We start from the raw sequence: 20243 nt of genomic DNA on the forward strand, positions 1-20243 counted from the left end.
CTTTACGAATGCATATCAATAAAACACTGTAAAGCTTTAGATTGTGGTCCCTCGTTTCTGAAAACAAGAACTGTATTCATGGTTCCCAATTGTTTATTTAAACCATAAGTTTTAATGGCTCTTCCACCATAATATTTAGAAACAATTTCTTCCGGCAATATACTGATTCCTAAACCTGCTTCCACAAAATTAATAATGCCTTCAAAAGAATTCAAAACAGTACCTTTATACTTCATAACGCCTTTATGACTTAACCAGGATTCGAATCTTTCTCTAAAGATACAACCATCATCAAATACTACAATTTTTAAAGGTGATTTTTCAAGCAATGTCTGCAGTTGTGGACCTTTGGAAGAAGTTAAAATAACAAGCTGCTCTTCTTTAATATTAATTTTTTCCAACCCGTTGGCAATAATAGGAGCCGAAACAAATGCAGCATCCAAACTGTAATCCAAAACTCCTGCAATCAGAGAGTCTCTCGTATCTGATTTAAATTCCAGTTCAATACCAGGGTATTTTTCTTCAAAGATTTTGAGGATTTCCGGTGCTTTTAAAACCATCGTTGTTTCAATACAGCCAATTTTCAAACAGCCTTTTACATTTTCTCCACTTCGGATATTATATTTGGCTTCTTCCACCAAATGCTGAATCTGTTTACAATATTGCATCAGAATCATTCCCTCCGAGGTAAGTTCTACTTTTCGGGAAGTACGGGAGAACAGTTTTGTATCAAATTCCTCTTCAAGACTTTTAATTCTTGCGGTTACATTAGACTGAACCGTAAACATTAGGGAAGCCGCTTTTGTAAAACTGCCTGTCTCTGCAACGGCTTCAAATATTTTCAAATCGTTTGTATTCATCCTTATTAATCATTAAAAGTGATTACAATTATTAAAATTAATCGTTTTTAATAATCAAATATCCGTATTAATTTTGGGATCACAAAAAGAATCCAATGGAAATAACATTCAGACAACTCATTACAGGTCTGTCAATTGGTTTATTCACCAATACTCTAATGATGGCCCAATCTACTCAAAAATCAATTTTAACTCATCACATTATGGAAAATCAATCAGTTCATTATCGCAACATCAAAGTCAACAACTTAAATCTATTTTACAGAGAGGCAGGTTCTACGGATGCTCCTACAATCCTTTTGCTACATGGTTACCCAACCTCATCACACATGTTTAGGAACCTCATTCCCATATTGAGTACGAAATACCATGTCATTGCCCCCGATTTACCAGGATTTGGGTATTCTGATGCTCCGGATCATCAGCAGTTCAATTATACATTTGATAACCTTACCAATACAATGCAGGCATTCATTGATAAGCTGGGGATGAAACGTTTTGCAGTCTATATTTTTGATTATGGTGCTCCGGTAGGATTACGCCTTGCCCTGAATAATCCGGAGAAAATAACAGGTATTATTTCTCAAAACGGAAATGCTTATGAAGAAGGGTTAAGCAAAGAATGGAATCCTATACAAAAATACTGGAAGGAACCTTCAGAAGCTAATCGGCTTTCTTTGAAAGATTTTGTTTCTAAAGAAGCTACCTATTTTCAATACCATCATGGAGTTTCAGATATTTCTTTAATCGCTCCTGAAACGTATACATTAGACCAAAAGTTCCTGGATAGACCTGGAAATATAGAAATACAGCTTGATTTGGTTAAAGATTACAGAACAAATGTCGCTTTATATCCCAAATTTCATGAATATTTCAGAAAGCATCAGCCAAAACTTTTATTAGTCTGGGGAAATAAAGATCCCTTTTTCTTGCCAGAAGGTGCAGAAGCTTATAAAAAAGACCTTCCAAATGCCCGACTCAAGTTTTACAATACCGGACATTTCGCACTGGAAACCCATGCTACGGAAATCGGTATTGAGATTCTTGAATTCATGAAAACGCTTCCTCAATAACAACTATTAAATAAACAGACATCTTATTATGAAAGCTATTGTTATTAAAAATTACGGTGGGTCGGAAGCCCTTCAATTTGCAGACGTTCCTACTCCATCTATCACCAATCCTTCTCAGGTGTTGGTAAAAGTAAAAGCCACATCTGTGAATCCCTTGGATTATCAGATAAGACGGGGAGATTATGCCTCATTATTTGATTTACCTATGATAACAGGGCACGATATTGCAGGTGATATTGTAGCGGTAGGTGATGCTGTTAAAAACTGGAAGCCCGGTGATAAGGTGTATTATTCACCACGCTTTGGCAGTATCGGAAGCTATGCAGAGTATCATATTACCAATGAATCCTCATTATCAAGAATGCCTGATAATATTACTTATGAGGAAGCGGCTTCTATTCCTCTTATTGGCGGAACGGTTTGGGAGATGCTTGTAGTACGGGCACAATTGAAAAAAGGAGAAACCATTCTTATTCTTGGTGGTGCCGGTGGAGTCGGAACATTAGCCATCCAGGTTGCTAAATCGCTTGGTGCTTTTGTCTATACAACCGGGCAAAGTATTTTACATGAAAAACTTCAGAATCTTGGAGCCGATATTATCATTGACCATCATCAAAAGAACTATATTGAGGAAATACAAACTCATACAAATGGAAAAGGGGTGGATGTGATTATTGATACTGTTGGAGGCAGCACATTATCAAACAGTCCGCTTGCTTTAGCTGATTATGGCAGAATTGTAACATTAGTTGATATTCCTCAACCTCAAAATCTTATTCATGCCTGGGAAAAAAATGCTACCTATCATTTTGTTTTTACCAGACAAAGCAGGGATGAAGTTCATCATATTACGCAATTAATTGAAAGCGGCCATGTAAAACCGGTTATAGACAGTATCTTTCCTCTCGAAGACATTCAAAGTGCTCATGAAAGAATTGAAGATAAAAAACGGATCCAACCTTTGTTTGGTAAAATTGTACTGTCATTATAACAATGGCAAAAGCATTCATTTATGAATTATTATTTCTAATTTCCTCAACATATGTAAACGTTTTGAAAAATGATTGAATCTACCTTTGCTTCACCAATTAAAATTTTACAAATCATGATTAACTTTAGAAATATCATCTATAAAGAAACGCTTCTTCTCGCTTCACTCATTTTTATAGTAATGTTTTCAAGCTGTTCAGAAGTCAATAACGATAAAACCAACAAACAAAAAAATATGACAAGTATCGAGTCTAAAAATCCGGAAACTCTATTTGACCCGACTCCTTTTGCCTTTTCACATGCTACAAGCAGCGTGGGGAACGGAAAATATGTATTTATATCCGGGCAAAGTGGTGGTGAAGACTTACATCACAACCTTTCTGAAGATTTCAGACAACAAGTTCAATTCGCTTTGAAAAACCTGGAAACAGTGCTTAAAGAATATCATTTGAAGCCTGATGATGTCCTTAAAATCACAGTATTGATTGTGGATCACGATCAGGAAAAGCTTAAAATCTGGACGGAAGAAATGCATAAAGTATGGAAAAACAATAAGTTTCCTGCAAGTACTTTAATTCCCGTCCCAAAATTAGCATTGGATGGTATGATGATAGAAGTGGATGCGATTGCCTTTATGCCTTTATAGATAATCATCTCACCAAACTGTTTTGTTCACAAAGCCTATGAGTTATTTGAATTTTAAACCATGTAATCAATTTTTTCATTGAGTAAATGGAAATCCCTGCCTCTTTAGTTTAGTGAGCAGGGATTTATCTATAAACTGGTCTTCACTCTGACTATACGTTTTACACTTTAAAAGTATAAGTTAAGGCGAAAAACAAAATAAAAAGACAGATTACGGTATAAATCCCATTGGCTACCATCAATACAGCTCCCAATTTTGTTTTTCTTGATGCAATGCCCAATATCAAGGCTAGAATAACAACCCCAACAATCAGGAACATGACAGCATTTTCCCAATCATAAGTAAATAACATCTCATTATACTTCATCAGTATCACAAGTAAAATAATATGAATTATAGTTGCTGTCAGACTTAATTTTGATGTAGACATAGGTATATTTTATGGGCAAAGAGATTAACTCTTTTTATAATAAGAATATCAAATATAATGCATTCTTCCGTAACTGTATTTTTAAAGAATATTATTTGTATGAATTGCTATATCCTTCTGCCAGATCACGGATGTTTTTCCATGCAGGATCATCATAGGCATTCATTTTGGAAATAGCTCCGGCACTCGTGGTTACAATAATCTTGGTATCAATTCCGTCTACAGGCTGTACACTTTTACCGTCCTTGGCCGAACCAAATAGTTTGTGATCAATTGCAGCAACCAGTTTTTTCCAGTCTTCCGGTTTCACTTTTTTACTGTATGAAAGGTTCTCAGCTTCATTGGCTGCCACTGTTCGATTGTAATAAATGGAATCTTTATTAATCAAGGTACTGGAAGAAAACCCCAGCTCTCCCCCGGCAGAAACAACCTTCACAGATCTTATGGTTTCAGTATGTACCGTAATATTTTGCTCTGATTTTTTATTACTTTCTTTACAGCAAACAAGCGTAATGATGGAAGAGATCATCAAAACAATCAATACATAATGTGTCATTTTTATTCTAATATCATTCATATTTATGTTCATTTTTAAACACCCTGAAGGTCAATATATCAAATGATGAAGTTGTCCCTTAAAAGTATAATTTTAAATACATTGTAACAAAAAATGCAATGAGGAATATTTCCCATCACCTTAGAAGAAACTGCTCATAAAAAATTGAGCACTTAAAAAGTGCCCAATTGAAAATGTAATATATAGAGATCGTTATTAGTTCTGTTTTTTTAAACTCTGTTTAGCTTTTTTCTGAAAAAGATAAGAAGTGAGCCAAAGAATGTCAGATAAGCAATATTGAATATCGCTCCTCCAACCCATCCTGAGTAAGGAAGTGGTAAAAGACCTTTGATAGGGATGATAAACAGAGTCAATACAAATGGCGTCAGCAAAGCCATCCATCTCGGAAGTAATGTTTTATTCAAAAGAATACATACTGCAAATGAGATCCATCCAATGGCCAATACTCCAATAGCAGCTCCCCAGGCAATATTAAGCATCTTCATAAATCCACGTCCTGTTTCTAAAAGATAGGCATGAGCAACCGGATCAGTATGATAGACTGCTTTGTATATTTCTCCTACATAAAAGAATCCTGCATGGCCTAAAGGAGACAAGACAGCTCCCGTTAATAAAATCCAGTATACCGCCACTGAATACCATGTTTTGGTATCTTTAAAAAACTGAAAAACCAACCAGGTTGCCGGAAGTAACAATGGCCCTGTGAGTGCTCCGATTAAAGCTCCAAACATCAATCGCGGAGTCGATCCCTCTAACATTAGGGTTGCAAATTCTACATCCACCTGGTTGGCATAAGTCTTTGAAAATAATGGATAGTCAGCAGGATTCGGGTCAAATCCAGCAACAAAAACATCTCCAATGATCCAGCATATAGATACGATGATAGCCGCTGCAAAAGACCAGTTTATTTTACTTGAATAATTCATATTTCGTTCTTTATTTTAATAATTTTTGATTCTAAAAAATCTGAGATTATACTATATTTTCAATTTTAAAATCAGAATTGATGAATTCAACAGTTTGTAATCCTTTTCCCTGTACAAGCTCTAACCCCTCCTGATTGATAAGCAATTGATTTAACATACTAATATTCAAATCATCTGTTCCGACCTTTATGCTTTTCACTCCCACAATTCCATTGGGGTGTTTAAATTCTTTAGGTCTGGGATTGGGAACATAGGCAGACATAAAAAAAGGAAAATCAATATCATCCGGCATCAGAAGTTCCCATGTAAGCTTATTTCCATCTATATCTTTTCTTTTAGCTTTATGAAACCTGAACCCGCTGTTTCTGCTTTTGAAAAACTGTTTCTCTGAATTCAAGTTTTCTAATGTAGACTCCAAAGACCATTCACACCAGCCTTCCTTTACGTTTCCCCACTGCCTCATCCGTTCTAAAACGGACTGATAGCCAAAGATTTTCATCATCCATTTTATATAGCCAGGAAGTCCGGAATTATGGTAAATTTCGATAAAGACCCCTTTTTCAAACCAGATCAAAGCATTATAAGCCTTATCAGGATATGTTCCATATTCTACAATAAAACCCGCGTCCTGCAACTTTTTTACAGCAATATGTAAGTCTTGTACCTGGTACAATACATGACTTAATTGTACATTATTATTCATTTCTATCCTCATTTTCCTGATGCCTTTCCATTGCAGATTTATCTTCTGCAACTCCCGATTTCCAATAAGAATAAGCATATAATTCTCCCTGTTTCCATTGCTTTTCTTTACGGAGATAGTGACGAATTTCCTTTACTGAAGAAAACTCCGCTGCCACATATCCGGTTCTGGATGATTCCGGTAATATCTGCTGCTTTACAACTTCTGGAAGGCGGCTGCCTTTTTGAGGATATTCATTATGAATCCAAATAAAATTGATGTCTGCCAATGTCTGCAGCTCCTGCTCATCCACCTTACCATCTACTTCAAGGATACAGGTTCCTTTTGCAGAAGGGGGTAAATCTTCAAGAATAGAAGCAATCACCGGAATTCCTGTTGCATCGCCAACGAGTAAATAATTATCTGCCTCGGCATACAATTCTGTTTTCCCGTTCTTCATTAAAATTCCCAATGCGTCTCCTTCCTTTGTATTAAGTGCCCATGCTGAAGCTGGTCCTTCATCTCCATGAGCCACAAAATCAATCCAAATCTCATTTCGGACAAGATCAATGCCCCGGTGCGTATACGTTCTGATAACGGGACGGGTCTCCTCCGGCTGGGGCTTCCATTCCATTTTTTCATAATCAAATTCTGGGAAATAAATTCGATCAACTCCTTGAGGCGGAATAAGAATTTTATTATTCACTCCAATTGTCGTGTTGGCAATCAATGGTACGCATTCCCCTGTAAGAAAGATCCGGATATAATGAGGTGTAATGTATTTTTTCCCGGTCACGGTCAATTCCCCTTGTATAGTCTCCATTTTTTTCATGATATCTTCTTTTTTGTTATTTCCTATTTGATTTCAATTGATAAAAACAAAACCCATTATTAAGAATCATTCTAAATAATTATTATCTTTGTGCAAAACTAATAAGTAAAACGGAAGGATGAGGTATGCAAAAGGGAGTAAAAAGTCCGCAAAAAGGAAAATTTTAATCAAAACAAATAAGGATGGCATTAAGAGTCTACGATGATAAAATTGGAGGAACATTGGTGGAAAGAAAATATCCCAATGCCTATTTTATAAACGATGGTGATATCAGAGAGTATGTTACTCATTTGAAACCTCCTTATGGAGAAGGGTTTTATCATGAAATCTGTTTTGAAAATGTTCATATCGGTTTTGGAAATGTCTCTCTCAAAAACAAAGTATTACTGTACTTTGAAGCAGACTTTGAAAGTGTTGAGATGCATTTTTCACTAAAGGGCAAAAGTGCAGCTCTTTCAGATAATTTTGGTTATAAAGTATGTTTTGAGAGTTATCAGCACAACATTATTTATGCCCATCAGATGTCTGGCCAGATGGAATTTGACGGTCATGAAATGCAGATCCTGGAAATCAATTTAGCCCCTGCCTTCTTTAAAAAATTTCTTCCAGAAGATTCTGAACTCTTCAATACATTCAGGAATGCCATTGAAAAACAGCATTCGTGTCTTATCAACCCGGATCATAACCGGATCAGTCTGGAAATGTATCAACTTCTGAATGACATCATCCATTGTGACCGAAAAGGTGTTTTTAAAAGAATCTATCTTGAAGCAAAAGTGGCAGAACTTCTCCTTTTACAGTTGGAACAGCTTTTTAACAGCAAATCTTCATCCCTTCTTAAAAAAGATGAAGAGAAAATATATGCGGTGAGAGATTTTATCATTAACAATCTTGACCAAAACTGTTCATTAATAGACCTTGCTCATCAAGTAGGGACCAATGAATTTACATTAAAAAAAGGCTTTAAGGAACTGTTTGGAACTACCGTTTTTAATTTCTGGAATGATACAAAGATGGAACAGGCAAAAAAAATGCTTCTTGAAGGAGATTTGAATATTAATGAAATTTCTGAAATTATCGGGTACAAAAATCCGAGACATTTTTCAGCAGCATTTAAGAGAAAGTATAATTTAATTCCTAGTAAACTTAGGAACGCCAATGGTATAACTCACTAAATTCATCAATAATCTCAACTTAATTCACCCGTTAAAATTCATAAAATCATCCCTTAGTGCTCACCCTTCGCTATAAGACTTAACTCCACTATTTTCAAATATAAAAAGTAGCCATAAAAACACATCTTTTATTTTATTTCATGTAACATTCAGCCTTATTTGTTAATGATTTGGTAATAAGAAAACACTACAAAAAGACTGATTTTTATCATATCACCAAAAAACAAAGATTCACAAAACAAACATTATCAATTAATTATCCAAAATTAATTATTGTTTACATAAAATATTTTGTCGTTCTCATAAAATGGCTATATTTACCACCAAGGAGTTCTTAACACCTTCTTTATCAACCGAAATTGGTTACACTTAGCGGTGTATTAAAAGGGAATCGTGTGTAAATCACGAACTGTCGCGCAACTGTAAGTAACAACTAAAGGTTTTTATCAAATCAATATCCACTGTATACTCCGGTATATGGGAAGGATGATAAAAACTGTTACAAGTCAGGAGACCTGCCTATTTCGTAGTGACGATGCTTTCGCGATCTGAAGCTTATAGTCAGGTATGATACGGTATGGATAATTGTGTGATAATATTGTTTATCTACTGATCTCATTTTTGAGGTAGATACTGGCAGAATAGCGTGTGCTTATTCTGTAGGTCTATAACTCATCCGTGTCCCCTTTCCATAATTTTTCTTTCTCACAAAACATCGTGAAGTTTATCAAGAACTTTTTATTGGGTTTAATCTATGTAAAAAGTTAAAAATGTACCAAGCCAATCACGATTATGCATCCATGGGCAAGAGATCTATCACAAAGTTCTCATGCTGCAGAGTTTCACAACAACCTCAAGCTTCATGCTCATCAACAACGCATCTGATTTCTTCAGATCATTTTCTTTTTACCGCACAGCAGCAGCATAGCAACTCTTCTTTCTTATCGCACAAATTTCAACTAAACAATACATATTAAAATGACTAAAAATGAAAACTGGAAGTCCCCCGGTGCTCAGTTCCGGGAGGCCATGCACAAAGAAAGTCCTCTTCAGATTGTAGGAGCCATCAATGCCAATCATGCATTATTGGCTCAACAAGCAGGCTTTAATGCCATTTATCTTTCGGGAGGCGGTGTTGCTGCCGGATCTTTAGGAGTTCCGGATCTTGGAATTACCACGCTGGAAGATGTATTAATAGACATTCAGCGTATTACCAATGTTTGTGATTTGCCTTTATTGGTAGATGTAGATACAGGTTTTGGCCCATCAGCGTTTAATGTCGCCAGAACGGTAAAGTCATTAATCAAAGCAGGAGCTGCTGCTCTGCATATTGAAGATCAGGTAGGAGCAAAACGTTGTGGTCATCGTCCAGGAAAAGAAATTGTAAGCCAAGAAGAAATGGTAGACCGATTGAAGGCTGCTGCTGACGCGCGTACCGACGAAAACTTCGTAATCGGAGCCAGAACAGATGCCTTTGCCAATGAAGGATTGGAAAAAACCTTAGAAAGAGCAGCGGCTTATAAAGAAGCCGGGGCTGATTTCATTTTCGCAGAAGCCGTTCCCGATTTAAGCTTCTATCAAAAATTTGTAGATGCTACAGGAATCCCTGTATTGGCTAATATAACCGAATTTGGAATGATCAATCTATACACGGTTGATGAATTGAAAAACGCAGGAGTAGGATTGATCCTCTACCCTCTTTCAGCCTTCCGTGCTGCCAATAAAGCCGCGTTGAATGTATATGAGCACATTCGTAAAGATGGAACTCAGGCCCATGTATTAGACACAATGCAAACCAGAGAAGAACTCTACCAAAGCATTGGATACCATGACTATGAACAAAAATTAGATAACCTTTTTAAACAAAATATTAGTAATGTCAACGAATAGCGAACCAACATTCAAGCCTAAGAAAAGCGTAGCCCTTTCAGGAGTAGCAGCAGGTAACACCGCGCTTTGCAGCGTAGGAAAAAGTGGAAATGATCTTCATTACAGAGGATATGATATTCTGGATCTGGCAGAGAAAGCAGAATTTGAAGAAGTAGCTTATCTTTTGATCTATGGTCAGCTGCCTACAGGAGCTCAGTTGAAAAATTATAAAGCCAAATTAAAATCCCTTCGAGGGCTTCCGCATTCTGTAAGAAATATTTTAAAGAGTATTCCTGCAGCGGCTCATCCCATGGATGTCATGCGTTCTATGGTATCCGCTATTGGAAGTATTCAGCCTGAAAAAGATGATCACAATGTGGCAGGAGCAAGAGATATTGCTGATAAATTATTAGCTTCATTCAGTTCCGGACTTTTGTACTGGTATCACTACACCCACAATGGTAAGGAAATCAATGTAGAAACAGATGATGATACGATTGGCGGGCATTTCCTTCACCTTTTACATGGTAAAAAAGCTCCTGATTCCTGGGTAAAAGCCATGGAAATATCGCTTAACCTTTATGCGGAACATGAATTTAATGCTTCTACATTCACCGCTCGTGTTATTGCCGGAACGGCATCAGATTTTTATTCATGTATCACAGGAGCTATCGGTGCTTTAAGAGGACCAAAACATGGAGGAGCCAATGAAGTGGCCTTCGAAATCCAAAGCCGTTACAACTCACCGGACGAAGCTGAAGCTGATATTCGCCAGCGTATTGCTAACAAAGAGGTAATTATCGGATTTGGACACCCTGTTTATACAATTTCAGACCCTAGAAACGTAGTCATTAAAAAAGTAGCCAAAGAACTTTCAGAAGAGGCTGGAGATATGCTGTTGTATAATATCGCTGAAAGGTTAGAAACCGTGATGTGGGAAGAAAAGAAAATGTTCCCGAACCTGGATTGGTTCTCTGCGGTATCTTACCATTTAATGGGAGTACCAACCCTTATGTTTACTCCACTGTTCGTTATTTCCAGAGTGACAGGATGGAGCGCTCACATTATTGAACAGAGACAGGATGGAAAAATCATTCGTCCAAGTGCCAATTATACAGGCCCGGAAAATAAAGAATACGTTTCTCTACAAGACAGAAAATAAACAAATTACCTAATAATAAAACTATAAAACAAAGATGTCATCACACATTTCAAATGAAAGACCACAACCGGATCAAGTATTAGTAGATATTGCAGATTATGTATTAGACTACGAAATTAAAAACGATTTAGCCTGGAAGACCGCTCATTATTGTCTTCTGGACACCATCGGATGTGGTCTGGAAGCTCTAACTTATCCAGCTTGTACAAAACTTTTAGGCCCTATCGTGAAAGGAACAATTGTTCCTAATGGTGCGAAGGTTCCGGGAACACAATTTCAATTAGATCCTGTGCAGGCTGCTTTCAATATCGGAGCTATTATCCGTTGGCTAGATTTTAATGATACATGGCTGGCTGCTGAATGGGGACATCCGTCAGATAACCTGGGTGGAATTTTAGCAACAGCAGACTGGTTATCAAGAACCAATATTGCGGAAGGAAAAGCGCCTTTAAAAATGAAGCAGGTATTGGAAGCTATGATCATGGCTCACGAGATTCAGGGCGTAATGGCATTGGAAAACTCTTTCAATAAAGTAGGTCTTGATCATGTATTATTGGTAAAACTGGCTTCTACAGCTGTTGTTGGAAAATTGATAGGCTTAACTCGTGATGAGATCATCAATGCTGTATCATTAGCTTTTGTAGACGGACAATCTTTAAGAACATACCGTCATGCTCCCAATACAGGTTCCCGTAAATCATGGGCTGCGGGTGATGCCACTTCAAGAGCAGTACGCTTAGCATTAATCGCTAAAACAGGAGAAATGGGCTATCCATCTGTTTTAACAGCTAAAACTTGGGGATTCTATGATGTCTCTTTCAAAGGAAATGAATTTAAATTCCAGAGAGAATATGGCTCTTATGTGATGGAGAATGTATTATTCAAAATTTCATTCCCGGCTGAATTCCATTCTCAAACTGCTGTAGAAGCTGCAATGACACTGCATTCTACCTTGAAAAAGCTTGGAAAAACAACAGACGATATCAAAAAGGTGACCATCCGTACCCACGAAGCGGCTATTCGTATCATCGATAAAAAAGGGCCTTTGAACAACCCGGCAGACCGTGACCACTGTATCCAATATATGGTAGCTGTACCATTGATCTATGGAAGATTAACGGCTGCTGATTATGAAAATAATATTGCTTCAGATCCAAGAATTGATATTCTGCGTGATAAAATAGAATGTGTGGAAGATGTTCAGTTTACAACCGATTATCATGATCCTGAAAAACGTTCCATTGCTAATGCGATGACCGTAGAACTTAATGACGGAACTGTTTTGGATGAAATTGTGGTAGAATATCCTATCGGACACAAACGAAGAAGAGAGGAAGGAATTCCGGAACTCATCAAGAAATACAAAGTCAACTTAGCTCGTATTTTCCCTGAAAAACAGCAAAAAACAGTCCTTGAAAACTCATTGGAATACGAAACATTGATTAATCTTAATGTCAATGAATTCGTTGATCTACTGGTAATATAACCCAATTAAAAGTTGAAAGTAAGCAACACCACTTACTTTCAACTTTCCTTCTCAACTTTTCAACTTAATAAAGCATGTCACAAAAAGTAAAAATATTAATCAACGGAGCGTTTATTGAAAGTAAAACTCAAGAATACCTTCCTGTAGAAAACCCTGCTTCCCAAGAAATTCTTGCTGAAGTACCTTTAACATTAGTATCAGAAATCGACCAGGCCATTGAAGCTGCTACAGAAGCTTTCAAAATCTGGAAAGAGGTAGCCACTCCTGAAAGAGCAAGGTTATTTTTTAAATACCAGCACCTTTTAAAAGAGCATCAGAAAGAAATCGCCGAAATCTTATCCAAAGAAAACGGAAAAACCTTTGCAGATGCAATGGGAGATGTATGGCGTGGTATTGAAGTTGTGGAACATGCCTGCAATATTCCAACCCTGATGATGGGTGAAACTGTAGAAAATGTGGCGCGTGGCGTAGATACTTACAGCTATATTCAGCCTCTTGGAGTTTGTGCAGGAATTACTCCCTTCAACTTCCCTGCGATGATTCCTTTATGGATGTTCCCAATGGCCATTGCCTGTGGAAATACCTTTATCCTAAAACCTTCTGAGCAAACCCCGATGACTTCCATGAAGATGGCAGAGCTATTCTTAGAAGCCGGTTTTCCAAAAGGTGTTTTAAATATTGTTCATGGCTCCAAAGATCAGGTGAATCATATCCTGAATCATCCTGAGATCAAAGCCATTTCATTTGTGGGTTCTGTTCCAGTGGCTGAACACGTTTACCGTACAGGAACCGATAACCTGAAAAGAGTTCAGGCTTTTGGCGGCGCCAAAAACCACATGGTCGTTATGCCTGATGCCAATAAAGGACAGGTCATCAACAATCTGGTAGGTGCATCGTGTGGTGCTGCCGGGCAGCGTTGTATGGCTATCAGCGTTGCAGTTCTGGTAGGTGAAGCTCAAAACTGGGTAGAAGAGATCAAAACCGCATTAAGCACTATCAAACCTGGAGTATGGTCTGACGAATCTGCTGCATTTGGCCCATTAATCAATCAACAGTCTAAGGAAAAGGTATTGAGACTTATTAAAAGTGCTTATGACCAGGGCGCTGAAGTATTATTAGATGGAAGCAACTGCACCGTAGAAGGATATGAAAACGGATATTTTGTAGGCCCTACTCTGTTCAATAATGTATCTGTAGAAATGGATATTTACAAAGAGGAAATCTTTGGCCCTGCTTTAATTTTATTAAAAGCAGACACGTTGGATGAGGCTATTCAGATCATCAACAACAACCCTTACGGAAACGGAACTTCGATCTTTACCAATTCAGGAGCTGCTGCCAGAAAATTCCAGCATGAAATTGAAGTAGGACAAATCGGAGTCAACCTTCCGATTCCTGTTCCATTGCCATTTTTCTCATTTACAGGATGGAGAAAATCTTTCTTTGGAGATCTTCATTCTTACGGAAAGCAGGGAGTAAAGTTCTATACAGAAACCAAAACCATTACCGCACGCTGGTTTGAAGAAGATGTTCCGGGAGGAAGTCTCAATATGACGATCAGTTTAAAATAGTGCATGATGAAAGTGGGCAACTGAAAATAAGAGGCAAGTCCCCATTCACGATCTGAGCACTTTCAATTCAAATTTTAAACCCTAAAAATTATGGAATTTAACCTAAGTGATGAACAACTGGCATTTCAGGATGCCGCAAGAAAGTTTGCTGAAAAAGAGCTCATGCCTTATGCTTCAGAATGGGATGCCCAAAAGATATTTCCAAGAGAAGCTATAACCAAAGCTGGTGAATTGGGATTTTGTGGAGTATATACCAGTGAAGACGCAGGAGGTTTGGGATTATCACGGCTTGATGCCGCCATTATATTTGAAGAATTAGCCGCTGCCTGCCCTTCCACCACCGCTTATATCACCATTCATAATATGGTGTCGTGGATGATTGACGAGTTTGGGAATGATGAAATCAGAAAAGAATTCTGTTCAAAACTCGCATCGGGAGCACTATTGGGTTCTTATTGCCTTACTGAACCCGGATCCGGATCTGATGCGGCAGGTCTGAAAACTACCGCTGTCAAAAAGGATAATAAATATCTCATTAATGGTACTAAAGCCTTCATTTCAGGAGCTGGCGAAAGTGATGTTCTCATTGTGATGGCTCGTACAGAGAACTCTGGTGCAAAAGGCATCAGTGCTTTTGTAGTACCCGCGGGCAGCCCGGGGATCAGCTTTGGAGAAAAGGAGAAAAAACTAGGTTGGAATACCCAGCCTACCCGTTTTGTATTTCTCGATCATGTAGAAGTAGATGAGAAATATCTTTTAGGTACCTTAGGGGAAGGCTTTAAAATTGCCCTGAAAGGATTGGATGGCGGCCGCATCAATATCGGAACTTGCTCTGTAGGAGCGGCTCAGGGAGCTATTAACCAGGCACAAAAGTACATGCATGAAAGACAGCAGTTTGGGAAATCACTGGCACAATTCCAGTCGTTGCAGTTTAAAATTGCAGATATGGCGACAGAATTGGTAGCAGCCCGTCAAATGGTGCAGCTGGCAGCCTTTAAGCTTGATTCTAAAGATCCGAATGCAACTACTTACTGTGCGATGGCTAAGCGACTGGCTACTGATATGTGCTTTAACATCTGTAATGAAGCACTGCAAATATTGGGTGGCTATGGCTGTACACAGGATTTCCCTGTAGAACGTTTAATGCGTGATGCCCGAGTACATCAGGTCGTAGAAGGTACTAATGAGATTATGAAGCTCGTGATTTCAAGAAAGATCCTGGAAGAAGGAGCTACTTTACAGATTCGTTAATTTAAACACTTAAAAAATGAAATTACTACTTACAGAAATAAAAAACAAAGTCGGAATCATTACCCTTAATTCAGAAAAAACACTCAATTCTTTGTCATTACCCATGATTGAAGAATTAAAAACCGTTTTGGAAGACTGGAAAAATGCCGATGAAATAGCCTGCCTGTTTATTCATGGGGCAGGTGAAAAAGCTTTGTGTGCAGGAGGTGATGTAAGACAATTGCATGATGCTATCATTGCCCAGAGAGCTATTGATCCTACTCAGGTTCCACAGGATTGCTTTGATTTCTTCTCAAAAGAATATCAGGTAGATTACACGATACATACCTATCCAAAACCTATTATCGTTTGGGGACACGGAATTGTAATGGGTGGCGGCATCGGAATTATGGTCGGTGCATCCCATCGTATTGTAACGGAAAAAAGTAAACTCGCGATGCCGGAAATTACAATTGGATTGTATCCGGATGTGGGTGCAACCTGGTTTTTAAATAAAATGCCATCCGCTTATGGATTGTATCTAGGATTAACAGGGGCCAGACTGGATGGAGCTGATTGCAAATTTTTAGGTCTGGCAGATTACTATGTACAATCTTCTTCAAAAGAAACCATTCTCAACGAATTAGAACGTATAGAGTGGAATAACAATCACCATAAAATCGTTTCTGAAATATTAAAAAAAGTTTCTAAGGAAGCATCTGTTCCGGAATCACAGGCAGCCCTGCATCAGAATTTTGTAAAACAGTTTGAAAAGGCTGATACATTGGAACAATTCGGGGAAATATTGATCAATTCTCTCGAAAAAGACGAATGGATCAATGCCGGAATTAAAAGTTTTGAAGCAGGTTCTCCCAGTTCAGCTCACATTATTTTCAGACAATTGAAACAAGGGAAAGATCTAAACCTGGAAGAAGTTTTCCAATCTGAGCTGAATCTATCCTGCCAATGTTGTATTCATCCCGACTTTGCAGAAGGAGTACGGGCATTATTAATAGATAAAGATCAATCTCCAAAATGGCATCCTGCCACCTTAGATGAGGTCACTCAGGAATGGATAAACTCTTATTTTGAATGGATCATCGGAGAATGGAAAGTGAATAAAGAAGTAGTGATCGGATCTTAAATCGTAATCGTTCTTTTTTCAATTCAAATTCAATCATTTTTTAACCCTCAAAGAAATAATTATGTCCAATATAGCATTCATAGGATTAGGAAATATGGGCGGACCTATGGCCGCAAACTTAGTGAAAAATGGTCATTCGGTAACTGGATTTGACCTTTCAAAAACAGCCTTAGAAGCTTTGGTTTCGGCTGGCGGGCAAGCTGCCAACTCAGCTTTAGAAGCAATTAAAAATGCAGAGGTAGTCATCACAATGCTTCCTTCCGGGAAACACGTTGCTGAACTGTACTCTGAAGAATTTGTCAACAATTTACAACCTAACACATTATTAATTGATAGCAGTACCATAGATGCAGTAACAGCCCGTTCTGTTGCTAAACTTGCTGTATCTAAAGGCTGTAAAATGATAGATGCTCCGGTTTCCGGAGGTACAGCCGGAGCAAAAGCCGGAACATTAACGTTTATCGTAGGTGGTAAAACCGAAGATTACGAAAAAGCAAGGCCTATTTTAAAATGTATGGGACAGAATATATTCCATGCCGGAGATTCCGGAGCCGGTCAGGTGGCGAAAATCTGTAATAATATGTTATTGGCCATTCACATGATCGGAACTTCTGAAGCTATTAATTTAGGAATTCGTCATGGATTAGATCCTAAAACATTAAGTGAAATTATGCAGAAAAGTTCCGGCAAAAACTGGTCTTTAGAAGTATACAATCCATACCCTGGCGTGATGGAAAATGCTCCTGCATCAAGAGAATACTCAGGCGGATTTGCTGTAGATCTGATGACCAAAGACCTGGGACTGGCAGCAGAAGCAGGATTGGAAACCAAAACCTCTACTCCACTGGGAAATGCCGCTTTAAATTTATATAGAATATGGAGCGAATCCGGAAATGGGGCCATAGATTTTTCCAGCATTATCCAATTTTTAAATGGGAAATTAAACGTAGAAAACTGAAACTAATTCCACTTTACCCAAAATCATCCCATCAACTAAAACCAGATACAATGAATTTCGAAACACTATTATATGAACAGCAGGGACCTGTCGGAACACTGACTATTAATCGTCCACAAGCCTTAAATGCTTTAAATGAAGTTGTTTTAAAAGAACTAAAAATATTTTCCGATCAGATAAAAACCACCCCAGGCATTCGCGTTCTGATCATCACAGGCTCCGGAGAAAAAGCTTTTGTTGCCGGTGCAGATATCAAAGCTATGCAAGGAATGACTCCTCAGGAAGCTGAAGCCTTTTCCATCATGGCACAAACGGCTTTTAATGCTATTGAAGAATTACCGATGGCTGTCATTGCGGCAGTTAATGGCTTTGCATTAGGTGGCGGCTGTGAACTCGCATTATCCTGCGACATTATTCTGGCCAGCGAGAAAGCTAAATTCGGATTGCCGGAAGTTACCTTAGGCTTATTACCTTGTTTTGGCGGAACACAGCGTCTTCCAAGAGCGATTGGCTTATACAAAGCAAGAGAAATGGTTTTCTCAGGCGAATTTTATTCAGCAGCTGCCTGTAAAGAATTTGGTTTTGTCAACCGGGTCATTGCTCCTGAAGAATTATTGAATGAGGCCCAAAAACTGGCAGAAACCATTGCCTTAAGAGGACCAATAGCTGTAGCCAAAGCAAAACAATCATTAAATACAGGCTTTGAACTGCATATTGCAGATGGGCTGAAACAAGAAGCCGCCTTATTTGGTGAGTTGTTTACAACCCAAGACCATAACGAAGGCATAGGCGCATTTATAGAAAAAAGAAATCCTGATTTTACAGGGAAATAATAATGAAAATGAATTTTGAAAGAGAGCAATTAGTATTGCCGGAAGGAGGTAAAAAACTGTTGTTGCACTCCTGTTGCGCTCCATGTTCCGGAGAAGTAATGGAAGCAATTATAGCATCAGGGATAGATTTTACCATCTTTTTTCATAATCCCAATATTCATCCAAAGAAAGAATATGATTTAAGAAAAGAAGAAAATATCCGTTTTGCTGAGAAACACAATATTCCTTTCGTTGATGCTGATTATGATGTGGATGAATGGTTCGCCAGAGCAAAAGGCATGGAATGGGAACCCGAAAGAGGAATCCGTTGTACGATGTGTTTTGATATGCGCTTTGAACGGACTGCATTGTATGCCTATGAAAACGGATTTGATATCATTTCCAGCTCACTGGGCATTTCTCGTTGGAAAAATATGGAGCAGATCAATGATTGCGGAATTCGTGCAGCCGGTCATTATGAAGGAATTACTTACTGGACTTACAACTGGCGAAAGAAAGGCGGCTCAAAACGTATGCTTGACATCAGCAAAGAAGAACAGTTTTACATGCAGGAATATTGCGGCTGTGCCTATTCTTTAAGAGACACCAATAAATGGCGGGTGGAAACAGGAAGAGAGAAAATAAAATTGGGCGAAAAATATTATGGTAAAGACTGAAAATATATTTTTCTTGATCTCATTTAGAGGAAATCATTTCATCTTATCACCATCAATTTCAATAAATAGGATGCCCATTTCCAATAAAATGGGCATATTTTATAATAATATAAGATTCTGAAAGCCTAGCATAAAAAAATAAGTAATGTTTTCAAACAATACTCTTAAAAAGAAAGCAAAATCGCTATTGGTATCAGATATATTCTTCATGGATAAAAGGATTTCATGGAATATGCAATGATGCTAAGATTTTATCTACGATAAAATTATATACTGTTAACAATATATTTTTATCATTACCTCCACCCATTTTATTTGTAGAAATGTATGGGTCTATGGGTTCAAAAAAATTAACCACATAGGCACATAGAATATTTCATGTAAAAGATGATTTGAAAATCATTTTTAATCATTTGATTAAATCAAAATAATAAGTTTGTATATTTGTATCTGAAACGAATTTTGATGCAACATGGCAAAAACTAAAGAAGTTAATAATCTGGATACTTCAACTGAAGAAAAAATTAAGGAAGCAGCCCGTACAGTATTCCACCAAAAGGGCTTTGCAGCTACCCGTACAAGGGATATTGCTGAAGAAGCAGGAATCAATCTCGCTTTACTCAACTATTACTTCCGAAGTAAACAGAAGTTATTTGATATTATCATGCTGGAAACGTTGTCCGGCTTTATCCATCATCTTACCACCATCTTGAATGACGGCAAAACCAGTCTGGAAAAAAAGATAGAACTCATTGCATCCAATTATATTAATTTCCTTTCCGGAGAACCGGGTCTACCGCTTTTTATCATGAGTGAACTGAGGAACAACCCTACCGGCCTGATGGGTAAATTACCTATTAAAGATATTGTGTTGAATTCTGAATTTATTAAGCAATATCAGACAGCAGTTGAGAACGAGGAAGTAACCGAACCTAATCCTCTGCAATTCTTAATGAATGTAATGGGATTAGTTATTTTTCCATTTATTGCTCAGCCGTTGATCACATCCATCAGCAAAATAGACAACCAACAATTCAGCCAGATGATGCAGGAGCGTAAAAAACTCATTCCGGTTTGGATAAAAGCAATGATGAAGGCGAAATAATTTTTTTGCCACCAAATTAATCAAATGATTAAAACAAA

General features: G+C 37.8%; 20 protein-coding genes and 1 riboswitch. Of the genes, 14 read left to right on the forward strand and 6 right to left on the reverse strand.

Annotated features, from left to right (window positions below; genetic code table 11):
* Window positions 1–2: 2 nt before the first annotated feature.
* On the reverse strand, window positions 3–860 hold the full coding sequence (locus EL260_RS17835) for a LysR family transcriptional regulator (protein ID WP_123856676.1): 858 nt from the start codon (window positions 858–860) through the stop codon (window positions 3–5).
* A 95-nt stretch (window positions 861–955) separates the two neighbouring features.
* Between EL260_RS17835 and EL260_RS17840 the strand changes: the two genes are divergently transcribed.
* The 3 genes from EL260_RS17840 to EL260_RS17850 all read left to right on the forward strand — a co-directional run bounded on the left by EL260_RS17840 (window position 956) and on the right by EL260_RS17850 (window position 3569).
* Window positions 956–1933 carry an alpha/beta fold hydrolase gene (locus EL260_RS17840; protein WP_167469964.1) on the forward strand — a complete coding sequence of 326 codons (978 nt, stop codon included), beginning with the start codon at window positions 956–958 and terminating at the stop codon, window positions 1931–1933.
* Between the two features lie 28 nt (window positions 1934–1961).
* Window positions 1962–2924 carry a zinc-binding dehydrogenase gene (locus EL260_RS17845; RefSeq protein ID WP_123856678.1) on the forward strand — a complete coding sequence of 321 codons (963 nt, stop codon included), beginning with the start codon at window positions 1962–1964 and terminating at the stop codon, window positions 2922–2924.
* Window positions 2925–3038: 114 nt separating this feature from the next.
* The gene (locus EL260_RS17850; protein WP_228445519.1) at window positions 3039–3569 is read left to right on the forward strand and encodes a RidA family protein; all 531 of its coding nucleotides are present in this window, start codon (window positions 3039–3041) and stop codon (window positions 3567–3569) included.
* A 160-nt stretch (window positions 3570–3729) separates the two neighbouring features.
* Here the strand turns inward: EL260_RS17850 and EL260_RS17855 are convergent, their stop codons facing one another.
* The 5 genes from EL260_RS17855 to EL260_RS17875 form a co-directional block, all read right to left on the reverse strand.
* A complete protein-coding gene (locus tag EL260_RS17855) occupies window positions 3730–3999 on the reverse strand; it encodes a hypothetical protein (RefSeq protein WP_123856680.1) in 270 nt (89 codons plus the stop codon).
* Between the two features lie 91 nt (window positions 4000–4090).
* Window positions 4091–4576 carry a hypothetical protein gene (locus EL260_RS17860; protein WP_123856682.1) on the reverse strand — a complete coding sequence of 162 codons (486 nt, stop codon included), beginning with the start codon at window positions 4574–4576 and terminating at the stop codon, window positions 4091–4093.
* 209 nt (window positions 4577–4785) lie between these two features.
* A complete protein-coding gene (locus tag EL260_RS17865; protein ID WP_123856684.1) occupies window positions 4786–5502 on the reverse strand; it encodes a DUF6796 family protein in 717 nt (238 codons plus the stop codon).
* 46 nt (window positions 5503–5548) lie between these two features.
* On the reverse strand, window positions 5549–6205 hold the full coding sequence (locus tag EL260_RS17870) for a VOC family protein (RefSeq protein ID WP_164466542.1): 657 nt from the start codon (window positions 6203–6205) through the stop codon (window positions 5549–5551).
* The gene (locus tag EL260_RS17875; RefSeq protein WP_123856688.1) at window positions 6198–7016 is read right to left on the reverse strand and encodes a siderophore-interacting protein; all 819 of its coding nucleotides are present in this window, start codon (window positions 7014–7016) and stop codon (window positions 6198–6200) included. The genes EL260_RS17870 and EL260_RS17875 overlap by 8 nt, the downstream gene beginning before the upstream one ends.
* 182 nt (window positions 7017–7198) lie before the next feature.
* Between EL260_RS17875 and EL260_RS17880 the strand changes: the two genes are divergently transcribed.
* From EL260_RS17880 to EL260_RS17930, 11 genes are all read left to right on the forward strand, one after another.
* Window positions 7199–8191, forward strand: a complete 993-nt coding sequence (locus tag EL260_RS17880; protein WP_123856689.1) for a helix-turn-helix transcriptional regulator — start codon at window positions 7199–7201, stop codon at window positions 8189–8191.
* 343 nt (window positions 8192–8534) lie between these two features.
* Window positions 8535–8728, forward strand: a riboswitch (cobalamin riboswitch).
* Between the two features lie 441 nt (window positions 8729–9169).
* On the forward strand, window positions 9170–10081 hold the full coding sequence (prpB, locus tag EL260_RS17885) for a methylisocitrate lyase (protein ID WP_123856691.1): 912 nt from the start codon (window positions 9170–9172) through the stop codon (window positions 10079–10081).
* A complete protein-coding gene (gene prpC, locus EL260_RS17890) occupies window positions 10068–11222 on the forward strand; it encodes a bifunctional 2-methylcitrate synthase/citrate synthase (protein ID WP_123856693.1) in 1155 nt (384 codons plus the stop codon). Before prpB ends, prpC begins: the two co-directional genes overlap by 14 nt.
* Window positions 11223–11256: 34 nt before the next feature.
* Entirely contained in the window at window positions 11257–12708 is a 1452-nt protein-coding gene (locus EL260_RS17895) for a bifunctional 2-methylcitrate dehydratase/aconitate hydratase (protein ID WP_123856695.1), read from the forward strand.
* 74 nt (window positions 12709–12782) lie between these two features.
* Window positions 12783–14279, forward strand: a complete 1497-nt coding sequence (locus EL260_RS17900; protein ID WP_123856697.1) for a CoA-acylating methylmalonate-semialdehyde dehydrogenase — start codon at window positions 12783–12785, stop codon at window positions 14277–14279.
* 90 nt (window positions 14280–14369) lie between these two features.
* On the forward strand, window positions 14370–15530 hold the full coding sequence (locus EL260_RS17905) for an acyl-CoA dehydrogenase family protein (RefSeq protein WP_123856699.1): 1161 nt from the start codon (window positions 14370–14372) through the stop codon (window positions 15528–15530).
* A gap of 16 nt (window positions 15531–15546) precedes the next feature.
* Window positions 15547–16653, forward strand: a complete 1107-nt coding sequence (locus EL260_RS17910) for an enoyl-CoA hydratase/isomerase family protein (RefSeq protein ID WP_123856701.1) — start codon at window positions 15547–15549, stop codon at window positions 16651–16653.
* A 55-nt stretch (window positions 16654–16708) separates the two neighbouring features.
* Window positions 16709–17611: a 3-hydroxyisobutyrate dehydrogenase gene (mmsB, locus tag EL260_RS17915; RefSeq protein ID WP_228445606.1), complete on the forward strand. Its 903-nt coding sequence runs from the start codon at window positions 16709–16711 to the stop codon at window positions 17609–17611.
* 50 nt (window positions 17612–17661) lie between these two features.
* Window positions 17662–18444 (forward strand): enoyl-CoA hydratase/isomerase family protein, encoded by a 783-nt coding sequence (locus tag EL260_RS17920; RefSeq protein ID WP_123856704.1) that lies wholly within the window; start codon window positions 17662–17664, stop codon window positions 18442–18444.
* Between the two features lie 8 nt (window positions 18445–18452).
* A complete protein-coding gene (locus tag EL260_RS17925) occupies window positions 18453–19100 on the forward strand; it encodes an epoxyqueuosine reductase QueH (RefSeq protein ID WP_123856706.1) in 648 nt (215 codons plus the stop codon).
* Window positions 19101–19572: 472 nt separating this feature from the next.
* Window positions 19573–20205, forward strand: coding sequence for a TetR/AcrR family transcriptional regulator (locus EL260_RS17930; RefSeq protein WP_123856708.1), 633 nt, complete (start codon window positions 19573–19575; stop codon window positions 20203–20205).
* The last annotated feature ends 38 nt before the right edge of the window (window positions 20206–20243 follow it).

This window comes from Chryseobacterium nakagawai (assembly GCF_900637665.1).
Taxonomy (GTDB): Bacteria; Bacteroidota; Bacteroidia; order Flavobacteriales; family Weeksellaceae; genus Chryseobacterium; species Chryseobacterium nakagawai.

Bases quoted from the DNA above. Each gene is read 5' to 3' on its own strand.
- EL260_RS17835 (WP_123856676.1), bottom strand. From the start codon at position 860: ATGAATACAAACGATTTGAAAATATTTGAAGCCGTTGCAGAGACAGGC.
- EL260_RS17840 (WP_167469964.1), top strand. From the start codon at position 956: ATGGAAATAACATTCAGACAACTCATTACAGGTCTGTCAATTGGTTTA.
- EL260_RS17845 (WP_123856678.1), top strand. From the start codon at position 1,962: ATGAAAGCTATTGTTATTAAAAATTACGGTGGGTCGGAAGCCCTTCAA.
- EL260_RS17850 (WP_228445519.1), top strand. From the start codon at position 3,039: ATGATTAACTTTAGAAATATCATCTATAAAGAAACGCTTCTTCTCGCT.
- EL260_RS17855 (WP_123856680.1), bottom strand. From the start codon at position 3,999: ATGTCTACATCAAAATTAAGTCTGACAGCAACTATAATTCATATTATT.
- EL260_RS17860 (WP_123856682.1), bottom strand. From the start codon at position 4,576: ATGAATGATATTAGAATAAAAATGACACATTATGTATTGATTGTTTTG.
- EL260_RS17865 (WP_123856684.1), bottom strand. From the start codon at position 5,502: ATGAATTATTCAAGTAAAATAAACTGGTCTTTTGCAGCGGCTATCATC.
- EL260_RS17870 (WP_164466542.1), bottom strand. From the start codon at position 6,205: ATGAATAATAATGTACAATTAAGTCATGTATTGTACCAGGTACAAGAC.
- EL260_RS17875 (WP_123856688.1), bottom strand. From the start codon at position 7,016: ATGAAAAAAATGGAGACTATACAAGGGGAATTGACCGTGACCGGGAAA.
- EL260_RS17880 (WP_123856689.1), top strand. From the start codon at position 7,199: ATGGCATTAAGAGTCTACGATGATAAAATTGGAGGAACATTGGTGGAA.
- prpB (WP_123856691.1), top strand. From the start codon at position 9,170: ATGACTAAAAATGAAAACTGGAAGTCCCCCGGTGCTCAGTTCCGGGAG.
- prpC (WP_123856693.1), top strand. From the start codon at position 10,068: ATGTCAACGAATAGCGAACCAACATTCAAGCCTAAGAAAAGCGTAGCC.
- EL260_RS17895 (WP_123856695.1), top strand. From the start codon at position 11,257: ATGTCATCACACATTTCAAATGAAAGACCACAACCGGATCAAGTATTA.
- EL260_RS17900 (WP_123856697.1), top strand. From the start codon at position 12,783: ATGTCACAAAAAGTAAAAATATTAATCAACGGAGCGTTTATTGAAAGT.
- EL260_RS17905 (WP_123856699.1), top strand. From the start codon at position 14,370: ATGGAATTTAACCTAAGTGATGAACAACTGGCATTTCAGGATGCCGCA.
- EL260_RS17910 (WP_123856701.1), top strand. From the start codon at position 15,547: ATGAAATTACTACTTACAGAAATAAAAAACAAAGTCGGAATCATTACC.
- EL260_RS17920 (WP_123856704.1), top strand. From the start codon at position 17,662: ATGAATTTCGAAACACTATTATATGAACAGCAGGGACCTGTCGGAACA.
- EL260_RS17925 (WP_123856706.1), top strand. From the start codon at position 18,453: ATGAATTTTGAAAGAGAGCAATTAGTATTGCCGGAAGGAGGTAAAAAA.
- EL260_RS17930 (WP_123856708.1), top strand. From the start codon at position 19,573: ATGGCAAAAACTAAAGAAGTTAATAATCTGGATACTTCAACTGAAGAA.